Raw genomic sequence first — 23,539 nt, 5'->3', positions numbered from 1 at the left:
ATAGATAAAAATCCAGAAGATTAAATTTCTTCTGGATTTTTTTGTGTAAAACTTTCTATAAAGCGCTTAGCAGTATTAGATAGATAATGGTTTTTAGGCCATATTACTGCAAAGCTTGTATCCATATATAAGCCATTAATTTCAAGTGGTCTTAATTTTTCAATTGATAAAGAATCTAAATTTGATTTTGGCAAAATGGCAACTCCAATATTGTCATATGCTAAGGCGAGCATTAATCTTATGTCATCTGCTTTGCAAAAAATGGAAGGCTTAAAGCCATGTTCCTCACAATAAACTGTTATTTTTTTTTCGTACCTTCTGTGCACTATTAATGGTTTATCTGCTAAAGCTTTTACATCTATTGATAATTTATTTGATGATAATAATGAATTTGTTATTGCAAGCATTGGTGTTGTAGAAATTTTGCTTGGAATTAATATAAAATCATAATTTTCATAATCAAATGGAGTCTTAACAATTCCTATTTCAATTGTATTATTTCTTAGAAGTTCAGTAATTCTAAGTGTGTCACCATCCCATATTTGAAAGTTTACTCTTTTATATTGGCTGTGAAAAAGTTTTAGTTGCTCAGGTATTATAGATGATATAGAAGAAGTTACAGCACCTATATTTAAAGTTCCATTCAATCCATGGTTTAAATCATCAATCTCTTTTTTTGTACTTTCAACTAAATTAATAATTTCATTAGCTCTGGTAAAAAGAATCTTTCCCGCATCTGTAAGGGTTATATTACGGCTGCCCCTTTCTAAAAGACTTGTTCCTAGTTCTTCTTCTAGGAGTCTTAATTGTGTACTTAATGGTGGTTGAGCTATATGAAGTTTCTTGGCAGCAGCCGTAATTTGCTTTTCTTTTGCTATAGCAAGAAAGTATTTTAATTGCTTAATATCCAAAGATTACATCTCCTGAAAAACATATTTTTTTTATATGAATCTATATCTATTTAGTATTTTATTAAAGTGTGCGAATTTGCTATAATTATAACTGGTTCTTAGTTTAAAAGTAAAACTATATTTAGTGTTTTATATAATTTAATTATATCAATACTAAATAAAAAAATATATATTTTAAAAACTTTCGGATTTATGGAGGCTTTTAAATGTAAAAATTCATTGGGGGAATTTAAATGAAAAAGGGATATTTGTACATTATACTTTCAACTATTTTATTTAGTACTATGGAGATATCGCTTAAATTGGTGTCCGGAAAATTTAATCCAATACAACTTACGTTTATAAGATTTTTCATAGGTGGAATTATATTATTACCTCTTGCAATAAGTAATTTAAAGAAAAGAAAAATCTCTGTAGATGTAAAGAGTATTGGATTTTTTGCTTTATCAGGTTTTATTTGTGTGATTATAAGTATGGTATTATATCAGCTAGCATTATTAAATGCAAAAGCCTCTGTGGTTGCCATATTATTTAGTTGTAATCCAGTATTTGTTATACCTCTTGCGTACGTAATGTTAAAGGAACAAGTATATAAAGATACTATAGTTTCTATGATTGTAAGTATAATTGGAATAGTAGTTATAATGAATCCTTTTAATATGAGTGGTAGTGCTAAAGGAATAATATTTACTTTGTTATCTGCAGCTACTTTTGCTTTATATGGGGTTGTAGGTAAACGCAAGAGCAGTGAATATGGTGGAATTGCTTTAAGTTCATTCAGTTTTATAGCAGGCAGTATTGAGATGCTTATACTTATTGCAATTTCTAAAATAAGTTTTATAGCAGCATTACTTAATAAATCGGGATTAAAAATGTTTGCTGACATACCAATTATTAAAGGAATAAGTTTATCGACAATTCCTAGTTTGATATTTATAGGTATTTTTGTAACAGGTTTTGGATACACTTTCTATTTTCTAGCAATGGATGAAACATCGGCTTCTACAGCATCATTGGTTTTTTATATAAAACCAGCATTAGCACCAATTTTAGCACTGATAATTTTAAGAGAAGCAATTACTATTAACATGATAATAGGAATTGTATTAATAATTATTGGGTCATGTATAACCTTTATATGCAATAGTAAGAGGAATAATATTGATTTTGAAGATAGAGATAAGGCCAACTTTTCTGCATAAAAGTATGTGTAAAAGCAGATAATTTTATTATTACAGTATAGTTTTCCTATGATTATACGATATAATTATGGGAGAAAATATTTGAATAGATTAGAAAGCTAATATGTAAATATTATAATTTTCAGTAACTTGAAATTTGATTTCAAATTTGAATTTTTTTGAGTATTAAAGACTTATGGAGATTAGGAAGAAAAGAAATCGTTAATAAATTATTATAATCATAAAATATTAAGAAAATAGGCTTAAAATAGAAGTTTATTTATAAAAATTAAAGATATATAATTAAATCATTATTTGTAAGCATTGGAGGAAATAATGTGGAAGCGAATATAAAGAGTATGTTGAAGAGTATTATTATTGGCGATGTAATATTAGCAGTATTGATTTGTGCTTTTTCCTTAGTTGTAAAATCCTCTTATGTTGTTATTGCTTTATTAGGACTTTTAGTAGCAGCTTTAAATTTTACAGCTAACTCCATTTTAACTGATTTTGTTTATATAAAGAAAAAAAAATGCGATAAGATTTTTTTATTGATTGGGGGTATAATAAGGGTTGCTATAATATGTGTAATAGCTATTATACTCTGCAAAATAAATAAATTTTATATAATAGCCTATATAGTTGGGTTTACTGCACAATACATATCTATTATTATATATGGATTGAAAGTTAAAAATGCATAGGAAGGAAGTGATTGAATGGAAGAAATCAAACCGCTATTTGGCAATTTCAAAGGGATATCGACTGGTATAGGAGTTCAGTGGGCTATAATGATATTAGTTATACTTATAGCATGGCTGCTTACCAGGAATCTTAATAAAGTGCCTGATAAAAAACAAAGTGCAGTTGAAATTGTTGTAGAAGCTATAAACAACCTAGTTAAAGAAAATATGGGCGAAAGTTACAAAGTATTTATACCGTTTGTTGGAACACTGGCTATATTTATATTGTTAATGAATTTTGCAGGACTTGTAGGAGCTACTGTGCCAACAGAGGATATAAGTGTGACAGCAGGACTTGCTGTTATAACTTTTTTCTTGATTCAAGCTACAGCTATTAAAAGAAATGGTTTGGTTAAATACTTTACGGCTTTTGGAAAGCCAATGCCGTTTTTACTTCCAATAAATATATTGGAAAGATTTACCACGCCGTTATCACTTTGCCTGCGACTTTTTGGTAATATGACAGCGGGTGGAGTAGTACTTGGCTTAGTTTATAAAGGTATGGGCCATTTCGCATTTGTAGTACCAGTGCCACTACATGCTTTCTTTGACGTGTTTGATGGCGGACTTCAAATGATAGTATTTGTGATGTTAACTATGATTAACATAAAAATTACTGCTGAGGAATAATAAAGGAGGAAAAAAATTATGAGTATTGATGCACACACAATGGCAATGTTAGGCGCAGGACTTGCTGCAATAGGATGTCTTGGAGGAGGTATTGGAACAGGTAATGCTGCTGGTAAAGCTGTTGAAGCTGTTGGAAGACAGCCAGAAGCAAGTGGAAAAATCATGAGTACAATGATAGTAGGTGCTGCACTTTCAGAAGCAACATCTATATATGCATTCCTTATTGCTATATTGTTAACATTTGTTGCTAGATAGTAACTATTTATTTTTTAAAATAAGCCTGAAGGGAGGCTTTTACGCACAATGGATATAAATTTTGTTAGAATTATTATAACTATAGTGAACTTTATAATTTTGTATTTTATTTTAAGACATTTTCTATTTAATCCTGTTAATGATAAAATTGATTCAAGAGTTAATGCCATTAAAAGTGATATTGATAAGGCAGAAGCTGATAGAATTGAAGCAGAAAAATTAAAAAAGGAAAACATAAAAAAATTAGCTAATGCAAAAGAAGAAGGAAAAGCTATAGTAGAAGATTATAAAGTAAAAGCTGAGAAAGTTTCAGAAGAAATAAAATCTGGAGCTTCAAATGAAGCACAGGTTATTTTAGAGAGAGCAAAAAAAGAAGCTGAAAGAGAAAAAGAAAAAGCTGAAGATGAAATTAAATCCCAAGTCGTAGAACTTGCTATGCTTGTATCTTCAAAAGCTCTTAACAAATCTTTAGATGAAACTGAACACAGAAGACTTATAGAAGACTTTGTTGCTAAGGTAGGTATTTAACTATGTATGAATATCTAGATAGAAGATATGCACTTGCTTTGTATGAAGTTGGTGAAGAAAACAATAAAGTTGATAAATATATTTCTGATTTTGAGGATATTGTTAAGCTAATAGAAGCTAATAATGATATTCAGCAGATTATAAAACACCCCAAAATGAGTACTTCTGTAAAAAAACAGATGTTTAGTGATATCTTTAAAGGTAAAGTAGATAAAGAACTGCTCTCTTTTCTGTTGCTTCTTGTAGAAAAAAAGAGAATTCATGAAGTAGAAGGGATTCTTAATCAATTAAGAGAAATTTCTTTAGAAAAGAATAATAAGGTTATTGCAGAAGTTAAAACTGTAATAGCACTTACAGATGATGAAAGAAAAACTCTTGCGGAAAAGCTTTCAAAGAAATATAACAAAACTATTATATTAAAAGAAATTATTGATAAAGATATAATAGGTGGAGTTTATGTAAGAGTTGGCGATGATGTTATTGATGGAACTATTAAATACAAATTAGAAAGCATGAAAAAAGTAATGCTTGAAGAGAAATAGAGGTGAGCCTATGAACATAAAACCTGAGGAAATAACTTCAATAATTAAAAAGCAAATTGAAGGATATGAAGATAAAGTAGAAACTGTAGATTCAGGTACTATAATAGAAATAGGTGATGGTATCGCCAGAGTATATGGTTTAGATAATTGTATGGCTGGCGAACTTCTTGAGTTTCCAAACAATGTATATGGTATGGCTCTAAATCTTGAACAAGATAATGTTGGATGTGTTTTGCTTGGTTCACAAGATGGAATTAAGGAAGGCGACATTGTAAAGAGTACAGGAAAGGTTGTTGAAGTACCAGTTGGTGAAGCAATGCTTGGAAGAGTTGTAAATGCATTGGGACAGCCAATAGATGGTAAAGGTCCTATAAAGGCTGAAGAATCAAAGCCAGTAGATATAAAAGCTACAGGAGTTATTGATAGACAATCAGTTAATGAACCACTTCAAACAGGATTATTAGCCATAGACTCAATGATACCTATTGGAAAAGGACAAAGAGAACTTATTATAGGAGATAGACAGACAGGTAAAACTGCAATTGCTATTGATACTATAATTAATCAAAAAGGAAAAGATGTAATATGTATTTATGTTGCTATAGGACAGAAACAATCTACTGTGGTAAACATAGTTAATACATTAGAAGAAATGGGAGCTATGGATTACAGTATAATAGTATCATCCACTGCTGCAGATCCAGCACCGCTGCAATATTTAGCACCATATGCTGGTGTAACTATTGCGGAAAGCTTTATGTTTAAAGGAAAAGATGTACTTATTATATATGATGATTTGTCTAAGCATGCAGTTGCTTATAGAACAATGTCATTACTTCTTCGTAGACCACCAGGCAGAGAAGCTTATCCTGGAGATGTTTTCTATTTACATTCAAGACTTCTTGAAAGAGCTGCAAAGCTTTCAGAGAAACTTGGTGGAGGTTCAATAACAGCACTTCCTATAATAGAAACTCAAGCAGGAGATGTTTCGGGATATATACCTACAAATGTTATATCCATAACAGATGGTCAGATATTCCTTGAAGCAGAACTTTTCTATGCAGGTCAGAGACCAGCTGTTAACTCTGGTATATCAGTATCAAGAGTTGGTGGTAGTGCTCAGATAAAAGCTATGAAAAAGCTTTCAGGAACACTTAGACTTGAACTTGCACAGTATGAAGAACTTGCTGCCTTCGCACAGTTTGGTTCAGACCTTGATAAAGAATCTATGAAGAGACTTGAAAAAGGTAAAAGACTTACTGAAATAATGAAGCAGCCTCAATATAAACCAATGCCTGTTGAGAAGCAAATTATGATTTTATATGCAGTTGTTAATGAATATGTAATGGATATTGATGTTTCTAAGCTTAAGGCTTTCCAAGAAGGACTTCTTGAATACATAGATACTCATTATAGAGATTTAGGAAAATCAATAATTGAAAAGAAAACATTAACTGATGAAATAAATAGCGAACTTGATAAGGCAATAAAGGAATATAAAAAGATATTTATAGCAGAGGAATAATTGAGTTCCTATGCGGGAGGTGAAGTATGGCAGGAGCAGGACTTATAAAGATAAAGAGAAGAATTAAGTCTATCACTAATACTAGAAAAATAACAAACGCCATGTCACTTATAGCTACCTCTAATTTAAGAAAATCAAGGCAGAATCTTGAAGGAAATAAAGCGTATTATGAAGCTTTTAATGATGTTATGAGTAAAATCGTAAAATCTTCTGATAATGACAATATATATGTTGCTGGAAACAAGAGTGAAAAGAAGCTTTATATAGCTTTAACTTCAGATTCTGGCCTTTGTGGAGGCTTTAATGGAGCCGTTGTTTCTGCTGCAGATGAGGTTATGTCTAAAGAAAAGGATAAATCTTTACTTATAACAGTTGGTCAAAAAGGAAGAGCATATTTTAGGAGACTTAAGTATGAAACTACTGCTGAATATGTTGATATTCCAAATGAGCCAGGATTAGCGGAAGCTAAAGAGATAGCAGAGCATGCTTTAAGGCTTTATGAAAATAGTGATGTAGGCGAAGTTTATATGGTTTATACAAAATTTATTTCTACCATGAAACAGGATATTGAAATAAAAAAAATACTTCCGCTTGAAGCTAAGGAGTCAGATAATAGCATGAGTATAGCTGAGTTTGAACCTAGTTCTGATATTTTACTTAGTCGAGCAATTAAGTTGCATTTAGAACAGCAAGTATTTAATTTATTATTAAATTCTAAAGCTAGTGAACAGGCATCTAGAATGTCATCTATGGATAGTGCAACTAAGAATGCCAATGAATTGCTTGATAATTTAAATCTTCAGTATAACAGAATCAGACAAAGTGCTATTACTCAAGAAATTACAGAAATAGTTGGAGGAGCGGAGGCTCTTAAATAAGGAGGGAAACTGATGCCAGAACATGTAGGTAAAATTGTTCAGGTAATAGGACCTGTCGTTGATATTAGATTTGATGCAGAAAACCTTCCTGATATTTATAATGCAATTGAAATAAATATGGGAGATAAAAAGCTTATTGCTGAAGTTGAACAGCATATAGGTGATGATATTGTTAGAACAATATCTATGGAGGGTACCGATGGATTAAAAAGAGGAATGGAAGCAATAAATACTGGTAAGCCAATATCAGTACCAGTTGGTAAATCTGTTTTAGGTCGTCTTTTTAATGTATTAGGTCAGCCTATAGATGAGGTTGGAAGCGTCGAAGCCGATGAATATTATCCAATACACAGACCAGCTCCAACATTTGAAGAACAATCAGTTCATCCAGAGATGTTTGAAACAGGTATTAAGGTTATAGATTTACTTGCTCCATATCAAAGAGGTGGAAAGATAGGTTTATTCGGTGGTGCTGGTGTTGGTAAGACAGTTCTTATTCAGGAACTTATAAATAATATAGCTAAAGAACACGGTGGATTATCAGTATTCACAGGTGTTGGGGAAAGAACAAGAGAAGGTAATGACCTTTATTATGAAATGAAAGAATCTGGAGTTATTGATAAAACTGCTCTTGTATTTGGTCAAATGAATGAGCCACCTGGTTCAAGAATGAGAGTTGCTTTAACAGGACTTACAATGGCTGAATATTTTAGAGATCAAGGTCAGGATGTACTTTTATTCATAGATAATATATTTAGATTTACACAGGCTGGTTCGGAAGTTTCAGCTTTACTTGGAAGAATACCTAGTGCCGTTGGTTACCAACCAACACTTTCAAATGAAATGGGTGCTCTTCAAGAAAGAATAACTTCAACAAAGCAAGGATCAATTACATCTGTTCAGGCTGTATATGTACCTGCTGATGACCTTACTGACCCTGCACCAGCAACAACATTCTCACATCTTGATGCAACAACAGTTCTTTCAAGATCGATATCTGCACTTGGAATATATCCAGCAGTTGATCCTCTTGAATCATCATCAAGAATACTTGATCCAAGAATTGTTGGAGAAGAACACTATGAAATTGCGAACAAAGTTAAGCACATACTTGAAAGATATGCAGAACTTCAAGATATAATTGCAATACTTGGTGTTGATGAGCTTTCAGAAGATGATAGATTGCTTGTTGGAAGAGCAAGAAGAATTCAAAGATTTCTTTCACAAGCATTTAGTGTTGCTGAGCAGTTTACAGGAATACCAGGCCAATATGTACCTGTAAAAGACACTATAAGAAGCTTTAAGGAAATTCTTGATGGTAAATGTGATGATCTTCCAGAGGCTGCATTTTTACTTGCAGGTACTATTGAAGATGTAAGAGAAAAAGCTAAAAAAATGATGGAAAGCTAAAAAGGAGTGATTTTGTATGGCAACGAACATAAAATTGAGCATACTAACTCCTCAAAAGACTTTTTATGTTGGAGAAGTAAGTGAAATTTCCACAAGAACTGTTGAAGGTGGATTAGGTATACTTGCGAATCACTCAGATATGGTTGCTTTTTTGCAGCCAACAGAAACTAAGTTCATTCAAGCAGATGGTACCGAGAAAAAAGCTTTTACGTCTACAGGAGTTTTAAATGTAGGAGCATCAGAGGTTACATTTATGTGTGATGCTAGTGAATGGCCAGAAGAGATTGACGTTAATAGAGCTGAAAAGGCAAAGGAAAGAGCTGAAAAAAGGCTTAGAGATGCTAAAGGCGATAATATTGATGTTAAAAGGGCAGAATTAGCTTTATCAAGAGCACTTGAAAGAATGAAAGTTAAAGGTAGATAATAAAAAAAAACCAGAAATTTATTTTCTGGTTTTTTTATTTTTTGAAAAGGCATAATTAGTTTTAATTTTACATAAATTAAAAACTGCAATAGTCCACCAACCTTACATTTTCATTCACACTTCACAGATGATTTATATATATTAATAATATATAAAGAGTAAATTTATAATTACTAAAATTTAATTTTCCCTCTTTTTAGAATAAAATTTTAAAATTAGTGAATAATCTTAATGGAAAGAGGGGGAAATAAATGGATAATAAAAAATTTTTTGTTGTAATTTTATTTATATTAGCACTAATTACAAACACTTATGTAGTAAAAATAAGTGCAGAAACTAATGAAGATTATTTAAACAATGCATTAAAAAGGACTAATAGTACTATTGAAGAAATTGGAGTAGATACTAAGTATAATACAAATACTAATGGAAAAAAGGAATGTAAAACTTGGCTCGAAGTAATGAAATTTAATAATAAAAGAATAACGATTGATGACGGAAAAAACTATTGTGTGGAGTTTAATAATAAACAATTATCTGGATATATTGAAAGCATAAAAAAAGCCAGTAATTATGATATTTTAATACATGTAAAATTGCTTACCGATAAAAATATTATTAACGAATTAAAAAGAAAAGTTATAAAACCAATTAACTATAAAAGTGTTTCTTATATTTATATAAAAGCTAAGAGCAAAATAAAAAATATTAATATAATAAATAATAATATTAAGAGCTATTTTATTAAAAAGAGAGCTAAAAACTTAAAGACTACAAGGATGAATAAAATTTTAAGTACAACACTTTATACAGGGAAATATGACTATATATTTGATGATAACAAAAAGGTAGATTTAAATTACGCTGTATGTAAGTATAATGATGGAAATTATGTCATAATTGGCACACCGATTTTGAACATAAATTATTAAAAATAATATTTATATATAATGTATATTATAATAGATAAATAATTATGACTAAATTAATTATTTATTAAGAACAGTGAATTATAAACAAGTTATGAGTGGAGGATTAAAATGAGTAAATTTATTATAAAGGGTGGGGAAACTCTAAGTGGTGAGGTGAATATAAGTTCAGCTAAAAATGCAGTTTTACCTATAATAGCCGCTACCATTTTGAGTGGCGATAAATGTGTAATAGAGAATTGTCCTATGCTTCTAGATGTGTTTGTGATTACTGATTTATTAAAAACACTTGGAGCAAAAATTAATATAGATTTACTTGAAAATAAACTTGAAATAGATACTTCATATGTAAAATGCACAGATATTGACAGTGAACTTGTTAGAAAAATGAGAGGATCATTTTTTATTGCAGGTCCAATGATTTCGAGATTTGGTAAGGTGAAAATGGCACTTCCAGGAGGGTGTAACATAGGTACTAGACCAGTAGATTTACATCTTAAAGGATTTAAAGCTTTGGGAGTAAATATAAATATAGATCATGGATTTGTTGAGGCTAGCACTAGCAAACTTTTAGGAAGTAAGATATACCTAGATTTTCCATCAGTAGGTGCCACGGAAAATATTATAATGGCATCTGTTTTAGCAGAAGGTGAAACTATAATAGAAAATGCAGCTGAGGAACCAGAAGTTGCAGATTTATCAAATTTCTTAAATAAGATGGGAGCTAATATAAGTGGTATTGGAACAGATAGAATTACTATTAAAGGCGTAAAGAAGTTAAAAGGTGTTACTTATAGGCCTATCTATGATAGAATCGAGGTTGGGACTTTTATGATTGCGGCCGTAATAAGTAAAAGCTTAATAAAGATAAATGGCATTAATGAGGAACATATAAAGCCTATAATAGCTAAACTCGCAGAAATGGGAGTATGTATGGAAAAATACGATAATAGTTTAATTGTTGATGGTAGAAGAAAATTAAAACCTGTTGATATAAAAACAATGCCATACCCAGGATTTCCAACTGATATGCAGCCACAGATAATGGCACTTTTGTGTTGTGTGGATGGTACTAGTGTTATAACAGAAACAATTTTTGAAAATAGATTTATGCATGTTCCTGAAATGACACGTATGGGTGCTAATATCAAAATTGACGGCAGAAGTGCAATTATACATGGAGGAACTGAATTTACTGGATGTAGTGTAAAAGCCACAGATTTAAGGGCAGGAGCAGCACTTATTCTATTAGCTCTAGCAGCTGAAGGTGAAACTGAAGTAACTGATATTTATCATGTAGATAGAGGTTATGTAAGTATAGAAAAGAAACTTCAAAATCTAGGTGCCGATATAAAAAGAATGTAAACCACTGGGGTTTGGGCGGCAGCCCATGTGATTCTATAACGTAATATAGGCACTTGCTGAAAACTGGGGTTTGGGCGGCAGGTTTAAGATATAATTTATTTGGCTTAAAGATTAAATATATATATAAAAGAGCATATAAAGATTTATTTATACAAATCTTTATATGCTCTTTTATATATAGCTTTAACTAATAATATTTCATTTTTTACATATAAGGACTAATAAATTAAAAGAGATGTTATTAATTCATTGTCATAGTTCCTAGTTTTATTAATTAAACAAAGTAATATTTATTTAATATATTAAATAGTATAGTATAAAGTTATTTTTGCTTTTAATATAAAAGTTTGCAAGCTGGGGGATGAAAAGATGATAAAAAAGATCATATTTGCCGTGACATTTTGCTTAATATTTATTTTTGTTGTATCTATACTTGTAATAGGATTGGGCAAGAATAATTTAAACTTAAATATATTGCCCAAAATAAACTATGATTTTAATAAGCAAAATAAGAGCAGTGAAAATAAGAAGGATGGTAATATAGATGTATATATTACTAGTAGTAATAAAATAATTACTATAAATTTAGAGGATTATGTTGTTGGTGTAGTTTGTGCTGAAATGCCAATTGAATTTGATAAGGAAGCACTTAAAGCACAGGCTGTTGCAGCAAGAACTTTTGCAGTAGCACATATTAGTGCCTATGGAGGACAAAAATATAAAGGTGCTCACGGAGCTGATGTTACAGATTCTATAGATTGTCAAGTGTACATGGGAAAGGAAGAAAGACTAAGCAAATGGCCAGTAAAATCAAGAGACGAGTATTGGAATAAAGTTTATGAAGCTGTGAAGGAAACAAACGGACAAGTACTCATGTATAACAATAAGTTAGTTATGGAACCGTATTACTTTGCAGTAAGTAGCGGTGAAACTGAAGATGCCAAAGAAGTACTTGGTGAAAATATTCAATATTTAAAAAGTGTACCAAGTCCCGGAGAAGAAGGTGTGAGAAAATATAAAAGTAAAGTTAATATCAGCTATATAAGTTTTATAAATAAAGTTAATGATATATTTCCTAAAAGTAAGCTTAATTTAATTAATGTTAGAAATTCTGTAGAAGTTTTAGAAAGAAATAAGACTGGAAGTGTAAAGACAATAAAGATTGGAAATACAACCATATCAGGAAGTAAGTTTAGGAGTATTATGGGCCTTAATTCTACTAATTTTCAAATAAAGTGCAATGTTAGTGGATTTGAATTTGATTGTACTGGATATGGTCATGGTCTTGGAATGAGTCAATGGGGAGCTGAAGCCATGGCTAAAAGTGGGTGTAAATATGATCAAATACTTAAGCATTATTATACAGGAATTGAGATTAAAGAACTTAAATAATGTAGATTAGATATGCTGAAATTACATTAAGGTTGGGAAATGTTGAGGTTAAGATTATAAAACTGAGCTTTGTTTAGCTTATAGTTATAATTGGTTTATTATTTTTCAATAAGGTAGATTAATTAAATTATAAAATTATTTTAAATATATATCTTTAAAATTTTAACGAAGTAACAATATTTAGATTATTAATATATCTAAGTGTTGTTACTTCGTAATTTTTTTACAATAAAATCTAAAAAAAATTATATTAAATGTATTTTTTTCTAAGTTATGGACACAATACTAAAAGGAGGTGTTAGTAATGAACAATGATTGGAATAAAAACCAAAATAAAAATCAAAGTAAATTTATTAACTTATTTAAGAAGGATGGGTTTTATATAGCTTTATTTGTATGTTTATGCATTATTGCAGGAGTAGCAGCGTACGTTAATTTAAAACCCAAAAGTAGAAGCGTTTCATCTGTTAGACAAACACAACAGAAGGTGGATAAATCGCATAAAGATTCAAAAACTTCTATGAAATTATCAAAAGATGAGGAAAAAAATAATGCAGCAAGTAAAAATATAGAGAATGCAGAGCAGGTTAATAAGAATACTAATTTAACTAAAAAGACTGAACAAAATTCAGTACCGGCATCTACTAGTAATGTTGTTAAAAAGCTTTTTGTAAAACCAATTCAAAATGGAAGTGTAGCTGTTAAGTATGATACATGGTATTCAAAAAATGGGAAATATACTAACGTACAAGGTGAATATATTAAACCAGATAAAGATATGAGTGTCTCTGCAGCTATGGATGGAGTAGTTAAAGCTGTAGATGGAGGAAAAGTCACTATTTTAAATGATAACAGTGGTTATATAACAATATATGATAACTTAGATGAAAAAAGCATAGCTGTAAAACCAAATGATAGTGTTAAACAGGGTCAAAGTTTAGGAAAAATAGGAGACAGTAATTATAGTAATAAACTAATTACAGATACAAGCTGCGTTTATTTTGAAATCGATCAAAAGCAAAAGGATGGAACATATTTAGCTGTTGACCCAGAAAAAATTTTAAATACAAAGTAAAAATTTGATTTTTAAAAGGTTGTAAATGAATTTACAAAAGTAATTTATGATATTGTAAGCGCATATTTATTAAATAGAAGGGTTAAGGAGGTAGCAACTTTGAAAGATTACATTGAGGAAAGAGTTATGGAAGTTGCAAAGTATATTATCGAATCTAAAGCTACTATAAGGAAAACTGCTAAAGTATTTGGTGTAAGTAAAAGTACTATACACAAGGATATGACAGAGAGATTACCTCAAATAAATCCTCAAATAGCTGAAATGGCTAAGGGCGTACTTGAACTTAATAAAGCAGAGAGACATATAAGAGGTGGCAAAGCTACTAAAATGAAATACAAAGCTATTGAAGGTTAAAAACATTCCTACTATAATAGTATAAAGGAGATACTTTTATGTATTTCCATAATATTGAAATAGTGAAAAATAAACGTAGGAGATGGAGTGAATAGAGGAATGTTTTTTAGTATAGGAAATGATATGGGTATAGATCTAGGTACAGCTACCGTTCTTGTATACTTAAAAGGAAAAGGGATAACTTTAAAAGAACCATCTGTTGTTGCTATAAATCGTAATACAAACGAGGTATTAGCGGTTGGCGAAGAAGCGAGGCAGATGATTGGAAGAACACCCGGAAGTATCGTTGCAATACGTCCATTAAGAGATGGAGTTATTTCTGATTATGATATAACAGAGAAGATGCTTAAGCATTTTATACAAAAAGCTTGTGGAAAAAGAAGAATGTCTGCACCTAAAATTGTTATATGTGTTCCTTGTGAGGCTACTGGCGTAGAAAAGAGAGCAGTAAAGGATGCTGCTGTAAACGCAGGAGCAAAAAAGGTTTGTTTAATAGAGGAACCATTAGCAGCAGCAATAGGTGCTGGACTAGATATCACTAAAGCAAGTGGTAATATGGTAATAGATATAGGTGGTGGTACAACAGATATAGCCGTAATTTCTCTTGGTGGCATGGTAGTTAGAAGTTCAATAAAAGTAGCTGGAGACATGTTTGATGAGGCTATTATAAAGTACATAAGAAAAAAACACAAGTTAATGATTGGTGAAAGAACGGCAGAAGATCTAAAAATAAATATTGGGTCTGCTTACAAGAAGGAAATAGAAGACAATATGGAAATTAGAGGAAGAGATCTTATAACAGGACTTCCTAAAAACGTAGAAGTTTCTTCAGAAGAAATGAGAGAAGCGCTTAAAGAAGCTGTAAATTCAATAGCAGATTGTGCACATTCAGTACTTGAAAAAACTCCACCAGAACTTGCAGCAGATATATCAGACAAGGGAATAACTATGACAGGTGGAGGAGCTCTTTTAAATGGCTTAGATAAGCTTATTGAAGAGGTTACAAGAGTACCTGTATATGTTGCAGAAGATCCTATATCATGTGTAGCTTTAGGTACTGGAAAAGTCCTTGATTATGTAGATAAATTAGATTTAACAGTGGATGACATAACTATAATAGAGCGATAAATAATTTGTGAAACTAAACATAGCCAAAATAGAGAGCAGAATATGCTTTCTATTTTGTTTTTTTATAATCTATATAAAAATACTTCCATGTCAATAGCGTTGGATGGTTATTTTATTATTTGAAGTCGTTTAAAAAGTTAGAGTTGTCTTGATTAATATAAAAAATAAAATGTAATTAATTGTGTTTTGGAATCGAAGTCACATTGTTAAAATTAGCATAAAGATAATAAGAATGAAGTATTGCTTGGGTTATGGTTTTTGACATTTGAAATATTAAATTTAAGCGTATATTTCTATTTGTGAATAATTCATTGCTTTCACATGAATCTACTATTCCTATTATAGATACTTCACCTACATCGGGAAGTGATTTTCCAACGCCTTTTCCTGGATGTATTGCGTAATCACGTATTTGTATTTCACCTATATTTTCAGAATCTCCCAAACAAGCATCTATACCAATAATTGTTGATGCAATATGTTTGCTTTTAATTTCTGATAGTTTCTTATCTAAATTTAAGGCATGTATTGGATCAGAAATTGTTCCATATACATTTAGTGGGAAAAACTTTTCTTTTAGCATTGTACCCACCATAGGACCAAGACAATCTCCAATACATCTGTCTGTTCCAATGCATACAATTATTGTATTATCGTTTATATATTTTTGCAAGAAGTTTGAAATTTTAAAATAAGACATTGGAGCATTATATAAAGTTCTTATTTTGTTCAATAAAATCACCTCCTAATAATCTATATGAGGAATTTTTAATTAATATTATTTTTTATTGTAGATGCAAATAAAAAAATATTATTATGCAAAACTATAGAAAGTTTAAATATTTATGTCGTATATCAGTTTACATTCATGTGCTTAAAAGGGAGAAATAACGAGAAAAAAGTACGTATACTAATATAATTATGAGTATTGGTACATAATAAGAATTGATTTTTTTATATTATCAATGTATACTACTATTTGTCGGTGCGAGAGAGAAGCTTCCGACTGAGAATTAAAGTTTAATAAATTAAATGTGGAGGAATTCCCGAGTGGCCAAAGGGGGCAGACTGTAAATCTGTTAGCTCAGCTTTCGATGGTTCGAATCCATCTTCCTCCACCAAGTATGGGCGCTTAGCTCAGCTGGGAGAGCATCTGCCTTACAAGCAGAGGGTCACAGGTTCGAGCCCTGTAGTGCCCACCATACAAAATTTAATACGCTGGCATAGCTCAATTGGTAGAGCAACTGACTTGTAATCAGTAGGTTGAGGGTTCAATTCCTTCTGCCAGCACCAGATGTGGAGGAATTCCCGAGTGGCCAAAGGGGGCAGACTGTAAATCTGTTAGCTCAGCTTTCGATGGTTCGAATCCATCTTCCTCCACCAATTATTTTGACACATTAGTGTCTTTTATTTTATGTTTAAAAAGTGTATAATATAGTTTGTAGTTACTCTTATCAAGAGAGGTGGAGGGAAATGGCCCGATGAAACCCGGCAACCGATGCATTTGCATTAAGGTGCCAATTCCTGCAGTTTTCTGCGAGATAAGAGAGATTTGAATTTAAAAGTCTCTTCTTATTGAAGAGACTTTAATTTTTTTTAAGGGAGGAATATTAAATGAAGAGATTATTTACGTCTGAATCTGTAACAGAAGGACATCCTGACAAAATATGTGATCAAATTTCAGATGCTGTCTTAGATGCACTTCTTGAAAGAGATAAAAATGCTAGAGTTGCTTGTGAAACTACTGTTACAACTGGAATTGTTAATGTAATGGGAGAAATATCAACTAATTGCTATGTTGATATTCCAAGTGTCGTAAGAAACACTATAAGAGAGATAGGATATACAAGAGCTAAGTATGGATTTGACTGTGATACATGTGCTGTAGTTACATCTATAGATGAGCAATCAAGTGATATTGCTATGGGAGTTAATGAAGCATTAGAAGCTAAAAAAGGTGAAATGGATAAAATAGACGCAATTGGTGCTGGAGATCAAGGAATGATGTTTGGTTTTGCAACAAATGAAACACCAGAATATATGCCAATGCCAATATCACTTGCACATAAACTTGCAAGGAAGCTTTCTGAAGTAAGAAAAGATAAAACTATAGATTATTTAAGACCAGATGGTAAAACGCAGGTTACTATTGAATATGATGATAATAAACCTGTAAGAGTTGATGCTATAGTTGTATCTACACAGCATGGTCCAGATGCAACTCATGAACAAATTGAAAAAGATATTATTGAAAAAGTTATTAAACCAGTAATACCAGAGGAACTTCTTGATAAGGACACTAAATATTATATAAATCCTACAGGAAGATTTGTTATTGGAGGACCTCAAGGTGATTCGGGCCTTACTGGAAGAAAAATAATTGTTGATACTTATGGAGGATACGGCAGACACGGTGGTGGAGCATTTTCTGGAAAAGATCCTACTAAAGTTGATAGATCAGCTGCGTATGCTGCAAGATGGGTTGCTAAAAACCTTGTGGCAGCTGGAGTGGCAGATAAATTAGAAATTGAACTTGCTTATGCAATAGGAGTTGCAAAACCTGTTTCTATAGAAGTTGATACCTTTGGAACAGGAAAGGTTTCAGATGATAAAATAGTTGAAATAGTTCAAAAGGTTTTTGATTTGAGACCTGGAGCAATAATAAGAGATTTAGATCTTAGAAGACCTATATATAAGCAGGTGGCAGCTTATGGGCATTTTGGAAGAACTGACATTGATGTTCCTTGGGAAAAATTAGATAAGGTTGAAGAAATAAAAAAATTATTTTAGAAAATAGTGCGAAAAAGACTAGTATTATATATATTGGTCTTTTTTTGCATAAAATAATAAATTTAAAGCAGCCTGTGTTTTAAAATAAAGTTTGCATGTTTTTTTTATAATGGTAAAATATATAATGAAAAGAGTTATGAGTTAGAAGCTCGTTTGAGTAGTTTTATTATTACATATAATTGAGAAAGTTATGTAAAAACGCTATAATTGTTAGGAGAGATACGATAACTGTATCTTTTTTTTTAACTAAAGTATTTTGTTTATAGTAAGGAGATTTAATATGGAAGAACTTCAGTGCGTGGTTGAATCAATTGTATTTAAAAATGAAGAAAATGGTTATGTGGTTGCAGTAACCGAGGATGAAAATTCTAAAAAAATAACCATAACTGGATGTATACCATATATAATGGAAGGACAATCACTTAAAGTTTCAGGAGAATGGACTGTTCATCCGCAGTTTGGTCAACAATTTAAAGTGGAAAAATGTGATGAAGTTTTACCAAACTCGTTGGTTGGAATTGAAAAGTATCTAGCATCGGGAGTTATTTCTGGAATAGGCCCTGTAACAGCAAAAAAAATAGTTAATAAGTTTGGAGATAAAACACTAGAAATACTTGACAACGATGTATATAGATTAAGAGAAATTGAAGGAATAGGAGATAAAAAAATAGAGCTTATATATGAATCCTATTCACAGCAAAGGGAAATAAGAAACATTATGATTTTTCTTCAGACATATGGAGTTACTCCTAATCAGTGTGTAAAAATATATAAAAAATATAAATCAAAAGCCATAGAGGTTGTAAAAGAAAATCCATACATACTTACCGATACAATTTCTGGCATTGGATTTAAAACTGCAGATAAGATTGCTAGAAGTCTTGGGATAGAAGCAAATTCTCCTTTTAGAATTCAAAGTGGAATAACTTATGTAGTAAATGAGTTTTGTGCAATGGGTAATACATATATGCCAATTGAAGACTTAATAAGAGATTCTATTAAGATACTTCAGGTTCGTAAAGACGATATTGAAAAAGCAATATATGAATGTACGCTTTCTCAAAAATTAAAAGTTGAGATTATAAATAATGAAAATTGTGTTTATACAATGCCGTACTATTATAGTGAACTCGGAGTTACAAGAAAAATAATAACTCTTGCTTATGATAAATACAAGGAAATTGAAATAGATATAAATTCTAAAATAAAAGAATTTGAAAAAGAAAACAATATAGAATTTGCAGCATCACAAAAAGATGCGATAGAAGGGGCAATTACTAATGGAGTTGAGATTATAACAGGGGGACCCGGAACAGGAAAAACCACAATAATAAGATGCATAACGTCTATATTTGAAGAGTTATCGATGAAGGTATTTATGGCTGCACCAACCGGGAGAGCTGCAAAAAGGATGTCGGAAGCTACGGGAAGTGAGGCTAGAACTATTCATAGAATGCTAGAACTTGGCTATGAAGATGAAGATTTTTTTGAAAAAACAGAGGAATCTATATTGCAGTGTGATGTAGTTATAATAGATGAAGCTTCAATGATAGATATAATGCTTATGCATAGCTTGCTAAAGGCTATAGGACTTGGCACAAGACTTATCATAGTTGGTGATGTTGATCAACTTCCATCAGTTGGACCAGGCAATGTTTTACGCGATTTAATAGAAAGTAATTGCGTTAAGGTATTTAAGCTTAAAGAAATATTTAGGCAGGCTAAGGAAAGCATGATTATAGTTAACGCTCACAAAATAAATGATGGAGAAATGCCAATATTAAATAAGAAGAATAATGATTTTTATTTTATAAGCGAAGAAAAGCATGACATTATATTAAATACTATATTGAGTTTGAGTTGTGAGCGACTTCCTAAGTATAACAGGAAATGGGATAGTATAAGAGATATACAAATAATAACTCCAATGAAAAAAGGAACCTTGGGTGTTATAAACATGAATAATAACCTTCAGCAGGTGTTAAATCCTAAAGATAAATTTAAAAAGGAAATTAAGTATAGAGATATTATCTTTAGAGTAGGCGATAAGGTTATGCAAAATAAAAATAACTATATGATTAAATGGAAGAGAAAAGGAGGAGAAGGAGAGAAGGAAGGAGAGGGAGTATTTAACGGCGATATAGGTTTTGTATCTGATATAGATGAAGACAATAATTTGGTGGTTTTGTTTGATGAGGAAAGAGAAGTTGTATATGAAAGACTTAATCTTGATGAGTTGTCTCTTGCATATGCTGTTACCATCCATAAAAGCCAGGGAAGTGAATTTCCGGTTGTAATTATGCCATCTTTTGTTGGTCCTCCTCTTCTTATGAATAGAAATCTTTTATATACGGCAATTACAAGGGCTAAACAGCTTGTAGTTATTGTAGGTCAAAAAAAAGCTATTCAATTTATGATAAGCAATAATAAGGGTTTTACTAGATACTCAGGACTTGAATGGAGAATAACTGAAATAATAAATGGAAAAGAAAATTGATTATTATTTGAAAGGAAAGTTTTTATGGGTAAAATTGAAGGTTACCAAAATATATTGAAGCATATACTTAACTGGAATTTTGGAAAAGAAAAATATCTTAATATAGTTTCTCCTCCTTACAATACCTGTGAGGTTTTTTTGGAATTAATAATTGAAAATGTAAAAGTTGGTAACAAGATATTGTACATTACAGAAGAAAAGGATGGAAATGTGGAAATTCTAAAACTAATAAAGGATAATTCACAGGTTAAGGAATATTCTTATTATAGAGGAAATGAGCTGCATGAAGATACTAAAGTTGTTGTATCAAACTATGAAAATGCATTTCATTTAAATTTAAGATTTGACATGATTATTTATGATGATATAAGAAGCTTATCTCAATACAGTAGAATTGAAATAATAGAGCTTTTAGATAGCTTAAAAAATGATAATTGTAGAGTGATAGCGTATTCAATTGAAAGTATGTTAGATAATTGTAGAACCATATATATACCAGCTAGAAATGATATGCTGCCTATAGTAGAGCCTAGAATTATAACTACAGGAGTAAATATAAATAAAGATATGCCATTTGTAGCATTTGAATACCTTAAGTGGTTTATAAATATAAAGAACAATGTAGTAATACCAATTTCGGATGAAAATATGATGCTAAATTTATTTGGATATTTAACATATTCAAAATTGGGAATTGATAAAAGAATCTTATTGTATAGAAAAGATAATAGTTCTAAAAATGTATTAAATAAAGTTAATGGGGCTATAATTATAACAAATGATTTTGAAAGAGTTTGTGAACATATACAAAATATAAGTGTTGCAGTTTATTTTTATGAGCAAAATAAATTTAGCTATAAAACACTTGTATATTTCTGTGGAAGGTTAAGAGGAGGATACAAAAGGAAAGGAGAAGCTATATTTATAACCAATAAGGAAAATAAAGAAATAGAGAAGGCTAAAAATATAACTAGGAATTTCAATAAAACAGCATGGGAAGAAGGATTATTTTCTATATAAAATATTTATTGGATTGTTTCTTTAGTGTGCTCTACAGTGCAGATTATAAGTGTGTGTTGTGTGGAGAAGAAGCATTTGATGAAAAACTACTATGTGGTTCGTGCTTTAAAAATATAAGTTTATGTAAAGGCGAATTCTATGTAGAGAAAGAAAACTTATGCATAAAGTTTTATAGTGTGGCGTATTATTCAAAAAGCATAAAGGAAATGATTATAAGGTTAAAATACAAAAGAGATTTTCTATGTGCAGAGGTGTTAGGAAATCTTATGTACAATTATATTATGAAAAACAATATAAAATTTGATGAAATAACATTTGTACCTATGGAAAAGGGTGACTTAAAAAGAAGAGGATATAATCAAAGTAAGCTGCTTGCAAATGAACTTTCTAAAAGGATAAAGCTGCCGGTGAAAGAGTATCTAGAAAAGAATAGTAAGACAAGTGACCAGATTGGGTTAAATGGCAAAATGAGGTGGCAAAACTTATCAAGTGCTTTTACTGCCTGCAATGAAAAAGCTATATTGAATAGAAAAATTATTTTGGTTGATGATGTTTTTACTACAGGTGCTACTGGATTTTATTGTGCAAAGAATTTAATTTCTAATGGAGCAAAAAGCGTTATTGTATTGACTGCTGCAAAAAGTAGTATATAATATTATTATATATTAAGTTAGGTTTGTGGTTGAAAGTCGATGCTAGTCGCAGGCAAAGCGATCCACGTAAATTAAACAAAGTTTTAATGAGCATGGTGCGGTTTAGAAGTAAGTCCTGCCGTTTAGTTACGAGAGAATTAGTAGTGAGAGGATAGTTCCGGGTAGCGAAAGTTCCAGCAGGCGAGTGTGGGGTCAAAGACCAGGTCAACTAGCTTAATATATTTTTTATATAAATGCTTTTTTAATAGTATTTCATGTTAGAAATAGAATTTGATGTCTTTATATAAAGTTATAAATGGACCGCTTCTACAATTGTATCTAAATTCATCTCCTATATATAAACTTATCTATTTAAATATTTAGTTTTTCTGATGTTTTTATAAGAATAGATTTTGCATATTGAGAAAAACAAAAATGAGTTATTTTATCCAAGTACAGGTTATTTCTATGAAAAGGTGTGTTTATTGATTCTTTCATGTATATTTGTAATAATATGTAATACTATAGAAAACGTTTAAAATCATATGAGATATTAAGTAAGAATGATATAAGTTTATATAATATTTAGTCAATTTAATATATTTTTCTTGTTTTAATTTATTAAAAATAGTAAAATATAATTACATAAAGAAACCAAAATAATTATTGTATTGGTGTTAGAGAGGGGCTGGAATTATGAAAATAACAGTTAGTGGCAGAAATGTTGAAGTGACAAGTGGTTTGAGACAATATGTAGAGAAAAAGCTATCTAAAATGGAAAAATACTTTAAACCAGAAGTTGAAGCTCAAGTAACTTTAAGCGTGCAAAGAAATTGGCAAATCGTTGAAGTTACAATACCATTTAATGGAGTTATACTAAGGGGAGAAGAATCCAATAATGATATGTACGCTTCTATAGATATTGTTTCAGATAAACTTGAAAGACAAGTGAGAAAACAAAAAACAAAATTAGAAAGAAGAAAATATGGAGATTCACTTAGATTTCAAGATATTCCAGATGTAAGCTCTAAGGAAAAGGAAGAAGAACCTGAAATTGTAAAAACTAAAAGATTTGCAATAAAACCAATGTCAGAAGAGGAAGCAGTGCTTGAAATGGAGTTATTAGGACATAATTTCTTTGTATTTCAAAATGCAGATTCCAATGAAGTTAATGTTGTATATAAAAGAAAAGATGGAAACTTTGGACTTATAGAACCAGAGTTTTAAATTATTAACATAAAGGGGGCAAATAATTATTTGCCCCCTTTTTATTAAAGATAAACAACTTTGAAACTTGAAATTTATTTGTATTAAAATGCCGTCTTCTGGG

Annotated in this window: 23 protein-coding genes, 4 tRNA genes and 1 riboswitch; of the genes, 25 read left to right on the top strand and 2 right to left on the bottom strand. The window is 30.7% G+C overall.

Annotated features, from left to right (window positions below):
- Positions 1 to 20: 20 nt before the first annotated feature.
- A complete protein-coding gene (locus ACJDT4_RS08660; protein ID WP_406787160.1) occupies positions 21 to 911 on the bottom strand; it encodes a LysR family transcriptional regulator in 891 nt (296 codons plus the stop codon).
- Positions 912 to 1,144: 233 nt separating this feature from the next.
- Between ACJDT4_RS08660 and ACJDT4_RS08655 the strand changes: the two genes are divergently transcribed.
- The 16 genes from ACJDT4_RS08655 (at position 1,145) to mreB (ending at position 15,270) form a co-directional block, all read left to right on the top strand.
- Positions 1,145 to 2,113 carry a DMT family transporter gene (locus ACJDT4_RS08655; protein ID WP_406787159.1) on the top strand — a complete coding sequence of 323 codons (969 nt, stop codon included), beginning with the start codon at positions 1,145 to 1,147 and terminating at the stop codon, positions 2,111 to 2,113.
- Positions 2,114 to 2,430: 317 nt separating this feature from the next.
- Complete coding sequence (locus tag ACJDT4_RS08650) at positions 2,431 to 2,796, top strand: ATP synthase subunit I (RefSeq protein WP_406787158.1); 366 nt, start codon at positions 2,431 to 2,433, stop codon at positions 2,794 to 2,796.
- Between the two features lie 15 nt (positions 2,797 to 2,811).
- Positions 2,812 to 3,465 (top strand): F0F1 ATP synthase subunit A, encoded by a 654-nt coding sequence (locus ACJDT4_RS08645; RefSeq protein ID WP_406787157.1) that lies wholly within the window; start codon positions 2,812 to 2,814, stop codon positions 3,463 to 3,465.
- A gap of 18 nt (positions 3,466 to 3,483) precedes the next feature.
- Positions 3,484 to 3,720 (top strand): ATP synthase F0 subunit C, encoded by a 237-nt coding sequence (gene atpE, locus ACJDT4_RS08640; RefSeq protein ID WP_406787156.1) that lies wholly within the window; start codon positions 3,484 to 3,486, stop codon positions 3,718 to 3,720.
- Positions 3,721 to 3,768: 48 nt separating this feature from the next.
- Positions 3,769 to 4,248, top strand: a complete 480-nt coding sequence (locus ACJDT4_RS08635) for a F0F1 ATP synthase subunit B (RefSeq protein WP_406787155.1) — start codon at positions 3,769 to 3,771, stop codon at positions 4,246 to 4,248.
- Between the two features lie 2 nt (positions 4,249 to 4,250).
- Complete coding sequence (locus tag ACJDT4_RS08630) at positions 4,251 to 4,790, top strand: F0F1 ATP synthase subunit delta (protein ID WP_406787154.1); 540 nt, start codon at positions 4,251 to 4,253, stop codon at positions 4,788 to 4,790.
- Between the two features lie 10 nt (positions 4,791 to 4,800).
- Positions 4,801 to 6,315, top strand: a complete 1,515-nt coding sequence (gene atpA, locus ACJDT4_RS08625) for a F0F1 ATP synthase subunit alpha (RefSeq protein WP_406787153.1) — start codon at positions 4,801 to 4,803, stop codon at positions 6,313 to 6,315.
- Between the two features lie 26 nt (positions 6,316 to 6,341).
- A complete protein-coding gene (gene atpG, locus ACJDT4_RS08620; RefSeq protein ID WP_406787152.1) occupies positions 6,342 to 7,193 on the top strand; it encodes an ATP synthase F1 subunit gamma in 852 nt (283 codons plus the stop codon).
- Positions 7,194 to 7,205: 12 nt separating this feature from the next.
- Positions 7,206 to 8,603: a F0F1 ATP synthase subunit beta gene (atpD, locus tag ACJDT4_RS08615; RefSeq protein WP_406787151.1), complete on the top strand. Its 1,398-nt coding sequence runs from the start codon at positions 7,206 to 7,208 to the stop codon at positions 8,601 to 8,603.
- Positions 8,604 to 8,619: 16 nt separating this feature from the next.
- On the top strand, positions 8,620 to 9,027 hold the full coding sequence (locus ACJDT4_RS08610) for a F0F1 ATP synthase subunit epsilon (protein ID WP_406787150.1): 408 nt from the start codon (positions 8,620 to 8,622) through the stop codon (positions 9,025 to 9,027).
- A gap of 251 nt (positions 9,028 to 9,278) precedes the next feature.
- Positions 9,279 to 9,959 (top strand): hypothetical protein, encoded by a 681-nt coding sequence (locus ACJDT4_RS08605; protein ID WP_406787149.1) that lies wholly within the window; start codon positions 9,279 to 9,281, stop codon positions 9,957 to 9,959.
- Positions 9,960 to 10,067: 108 nt separating this feature from the next.
- The gene (murA, locus tag ACJDT4_RS08600; RefSeq protein WP_406787148.1) at positions 10,068 to 11,321 is read left to right on the top strand and encodes a UDP-N-acetylglucosamine 1-carboxyvinyltransferase; all 1,254 of its coding nucleotides are present in this window, start codon (positions 10,068 to 10,070) and stop codon (positions 11,319 to 11,321) included.
- Between the two features lie 369 nt (positions 11,322 to 11,690).
- Positions 11,691 to 12,713 (top strand): stage II sporulation protein D, encoded by a 1,023-nt coding sequence (spoIID, locus tag ACJDT4_RS08595; RefSeq protein WP_406787147.1) that lies wholly within the window; start codon positions 11,691 to 11,693, stop codon positions 12,711 to 12,713.
- A 304-nt stretch (positions 12,714 to 13,017) separates the two neighbouring features.
- Positions 13,018 to 13,788: a peptidoglycan DD-metalloendopeptidase family protein gene (locus ACJDT4_RS08590; protein WP_406787146.1), complete on the top strand. Its 771-nt coding sequence runs from the start codon at positions 13,018 to 13,020 to the stop codon at positions 13,786 to 13,788.
- A 99-nt stretch (positions 13,789 to 13,887) separates the two neighbouring features.
- On the top strand, positions 13,888 to 14,142 hold the full coding sequence (spoIIID, locus tag ACJDT4_RS08585) for a sporulation transcriptional regulator SpoIIID (RefSeq protein ID WP_053242276.1): 255 nt from the start codon (positions 13,888 to 13,890) through the stop codon (positions 14,140 to 14,142).
- Positions 14,143 to 14,241: 99 nt separating this feature from the next.
- The gene (gene mreB / locus ACJDT4_RS08580) at positions 14,242 to 15,270 is read left to right on the top strand and encodes a rod shape-determining protein (protein ID WP_406787145.1); all 1,029 of its coding nucleotides are present in this window, start codon (positions 14,242 to 14,244) and stop codon (positions 15,268 to 15,270) included.
- A gap of 175 nt (positions 15,271 to 15,445) precedes the next feature.
- Here the strand turns inward: mreB and yyaC are convergent, their stop codons facing one another.
- Entirely contained in the window at positions 15,446 to 16,003 is a 558-nt protein-coding gene (gene yyaC, locus ACJDT4_RS08575) for a spore protease YyaC (protein WP_406787144.1), read from the bottom strand.
- A gap of 303 nt (positions 16,004 to 16,306) precedes the next feature.
- On the opposite strand from yyaC, the gene ACJDT4_RS08570 reads away from it, so the two are divergent.
- From ACJDT4_RS08570 to hpf, 9 genes are all read left to right on the top strand, one after another.
- Positions 16,307 to 16,391: transfer RNA gene (locus ACJDT4_RS08570), tRNA-Tyr, on the top strand.
- Between the two features lie 5 nt (positions 16,392 to 16,396).
- Positions 16,397 to 16,472, top strand: a tRNA-Val gene (locus tag ACJDT4_RS08565).
- A 15-nt stretch (positions 16,473 to 16,487) separates the two neighbouring features.
- Positions 16,488 to 16,563: transfer RNA gene (locus tag ACJDT4_RS08560), tRNA-Thr, on the top strand.
- Positions 16,564 to 16,568: 5 nt separating this feature from the next.
- Positions 16,569 to 16,653, top strand: a tRNA-Tyr gene (locus ACJDT4_RS08555).
- Between the two features lie 65 nt (positions 16,654 to 16,718).
- Positions 16,719 to 16,818, top strand: a riboswitch (SAM riboswitch).
- Between the two features lie 66 nt (positions 16,819 to 16,884).
- Positions 16,885 to 18,060: a methionine adenosyltransferase gene (gene metK, locus ACJDT4_RS08550; RefSeq protein ID WP_406787143.1), complete on the top strand. Its 1,176-nt coding sequence runs from the start codon at positions 16,885 to 16,887 to the stop codon at positions 18,058 to 18,060.
- A gap of 280 nt (positions 18,061 to 18,340) precedes the next feature.
- Positions 18,341 to 20,557, top strand: coding sequence for an SF1B family DNA helicase RecD2 (gene recD2 / locus ACJDT4_RS08545; RefSeq protein ID WP_406787142.1), 2,217 nt, complete (start codon positions 18,341 to 18,343; stop codon positions 20,555 to 20,557).
- Positions 20,558 to 20,581: 24 nt separating this feature from the next.
- Positions 20,582 to 21,577: a hypothetical protein gene (locus ACJDT4_RS08540; RefSeq protein ID WP_406787141.1), complete on the top strand. Its 996-nt coding sequence runs from the start codon at positions 20,582 to 20,584 to the stop codon at positions 21,575 to 21,577.
- 53 nt (positions 21,578 to 21,630) lie between these two features.
- On the top strand, positions 21,631 to 22,230 hold the full coding sequence (locus ACJDT4_RS08535) for a ComF family protein (RefSeq protein ID WP_406787140.1): 600 nt from the start codon (positions 21,631 to 21,633) through the stop codon (positions 22,228 to 22,230).
- Between the two features lie 675 nt (positions 22,231 to 22,905).
- Positions 22,906 to 23,436, top strand: a complete 531-nt coding sequence (hpf, locus tag ACJDT4_RS08530) for a ribosome hibernation-promoting factor, HPF/YfiA family (RefSeq protein ID WP_406787139.1) — start codon at positions 22,906 to 22,908, stop codon at positions 23,434 to 23,436.
- Positions 23,437 to 23,539: the final 103 nt, after the last annotated feature.

The sequence above is a fragment of the Clostridium neuense genome (assembly GCF_045310695.1).
In the GTDB taxonomy this organism is placed as follows: Bacteria; Bacillota; Clostridia; order Clostridiales; family Clostridiaceae; genus Clostridium_S; species Clostridium_S neuense.
Note: the sequence above shows the minus strand (reverse complement) of the source record. Positions and strands in the feature narration are given on the sequence as shown.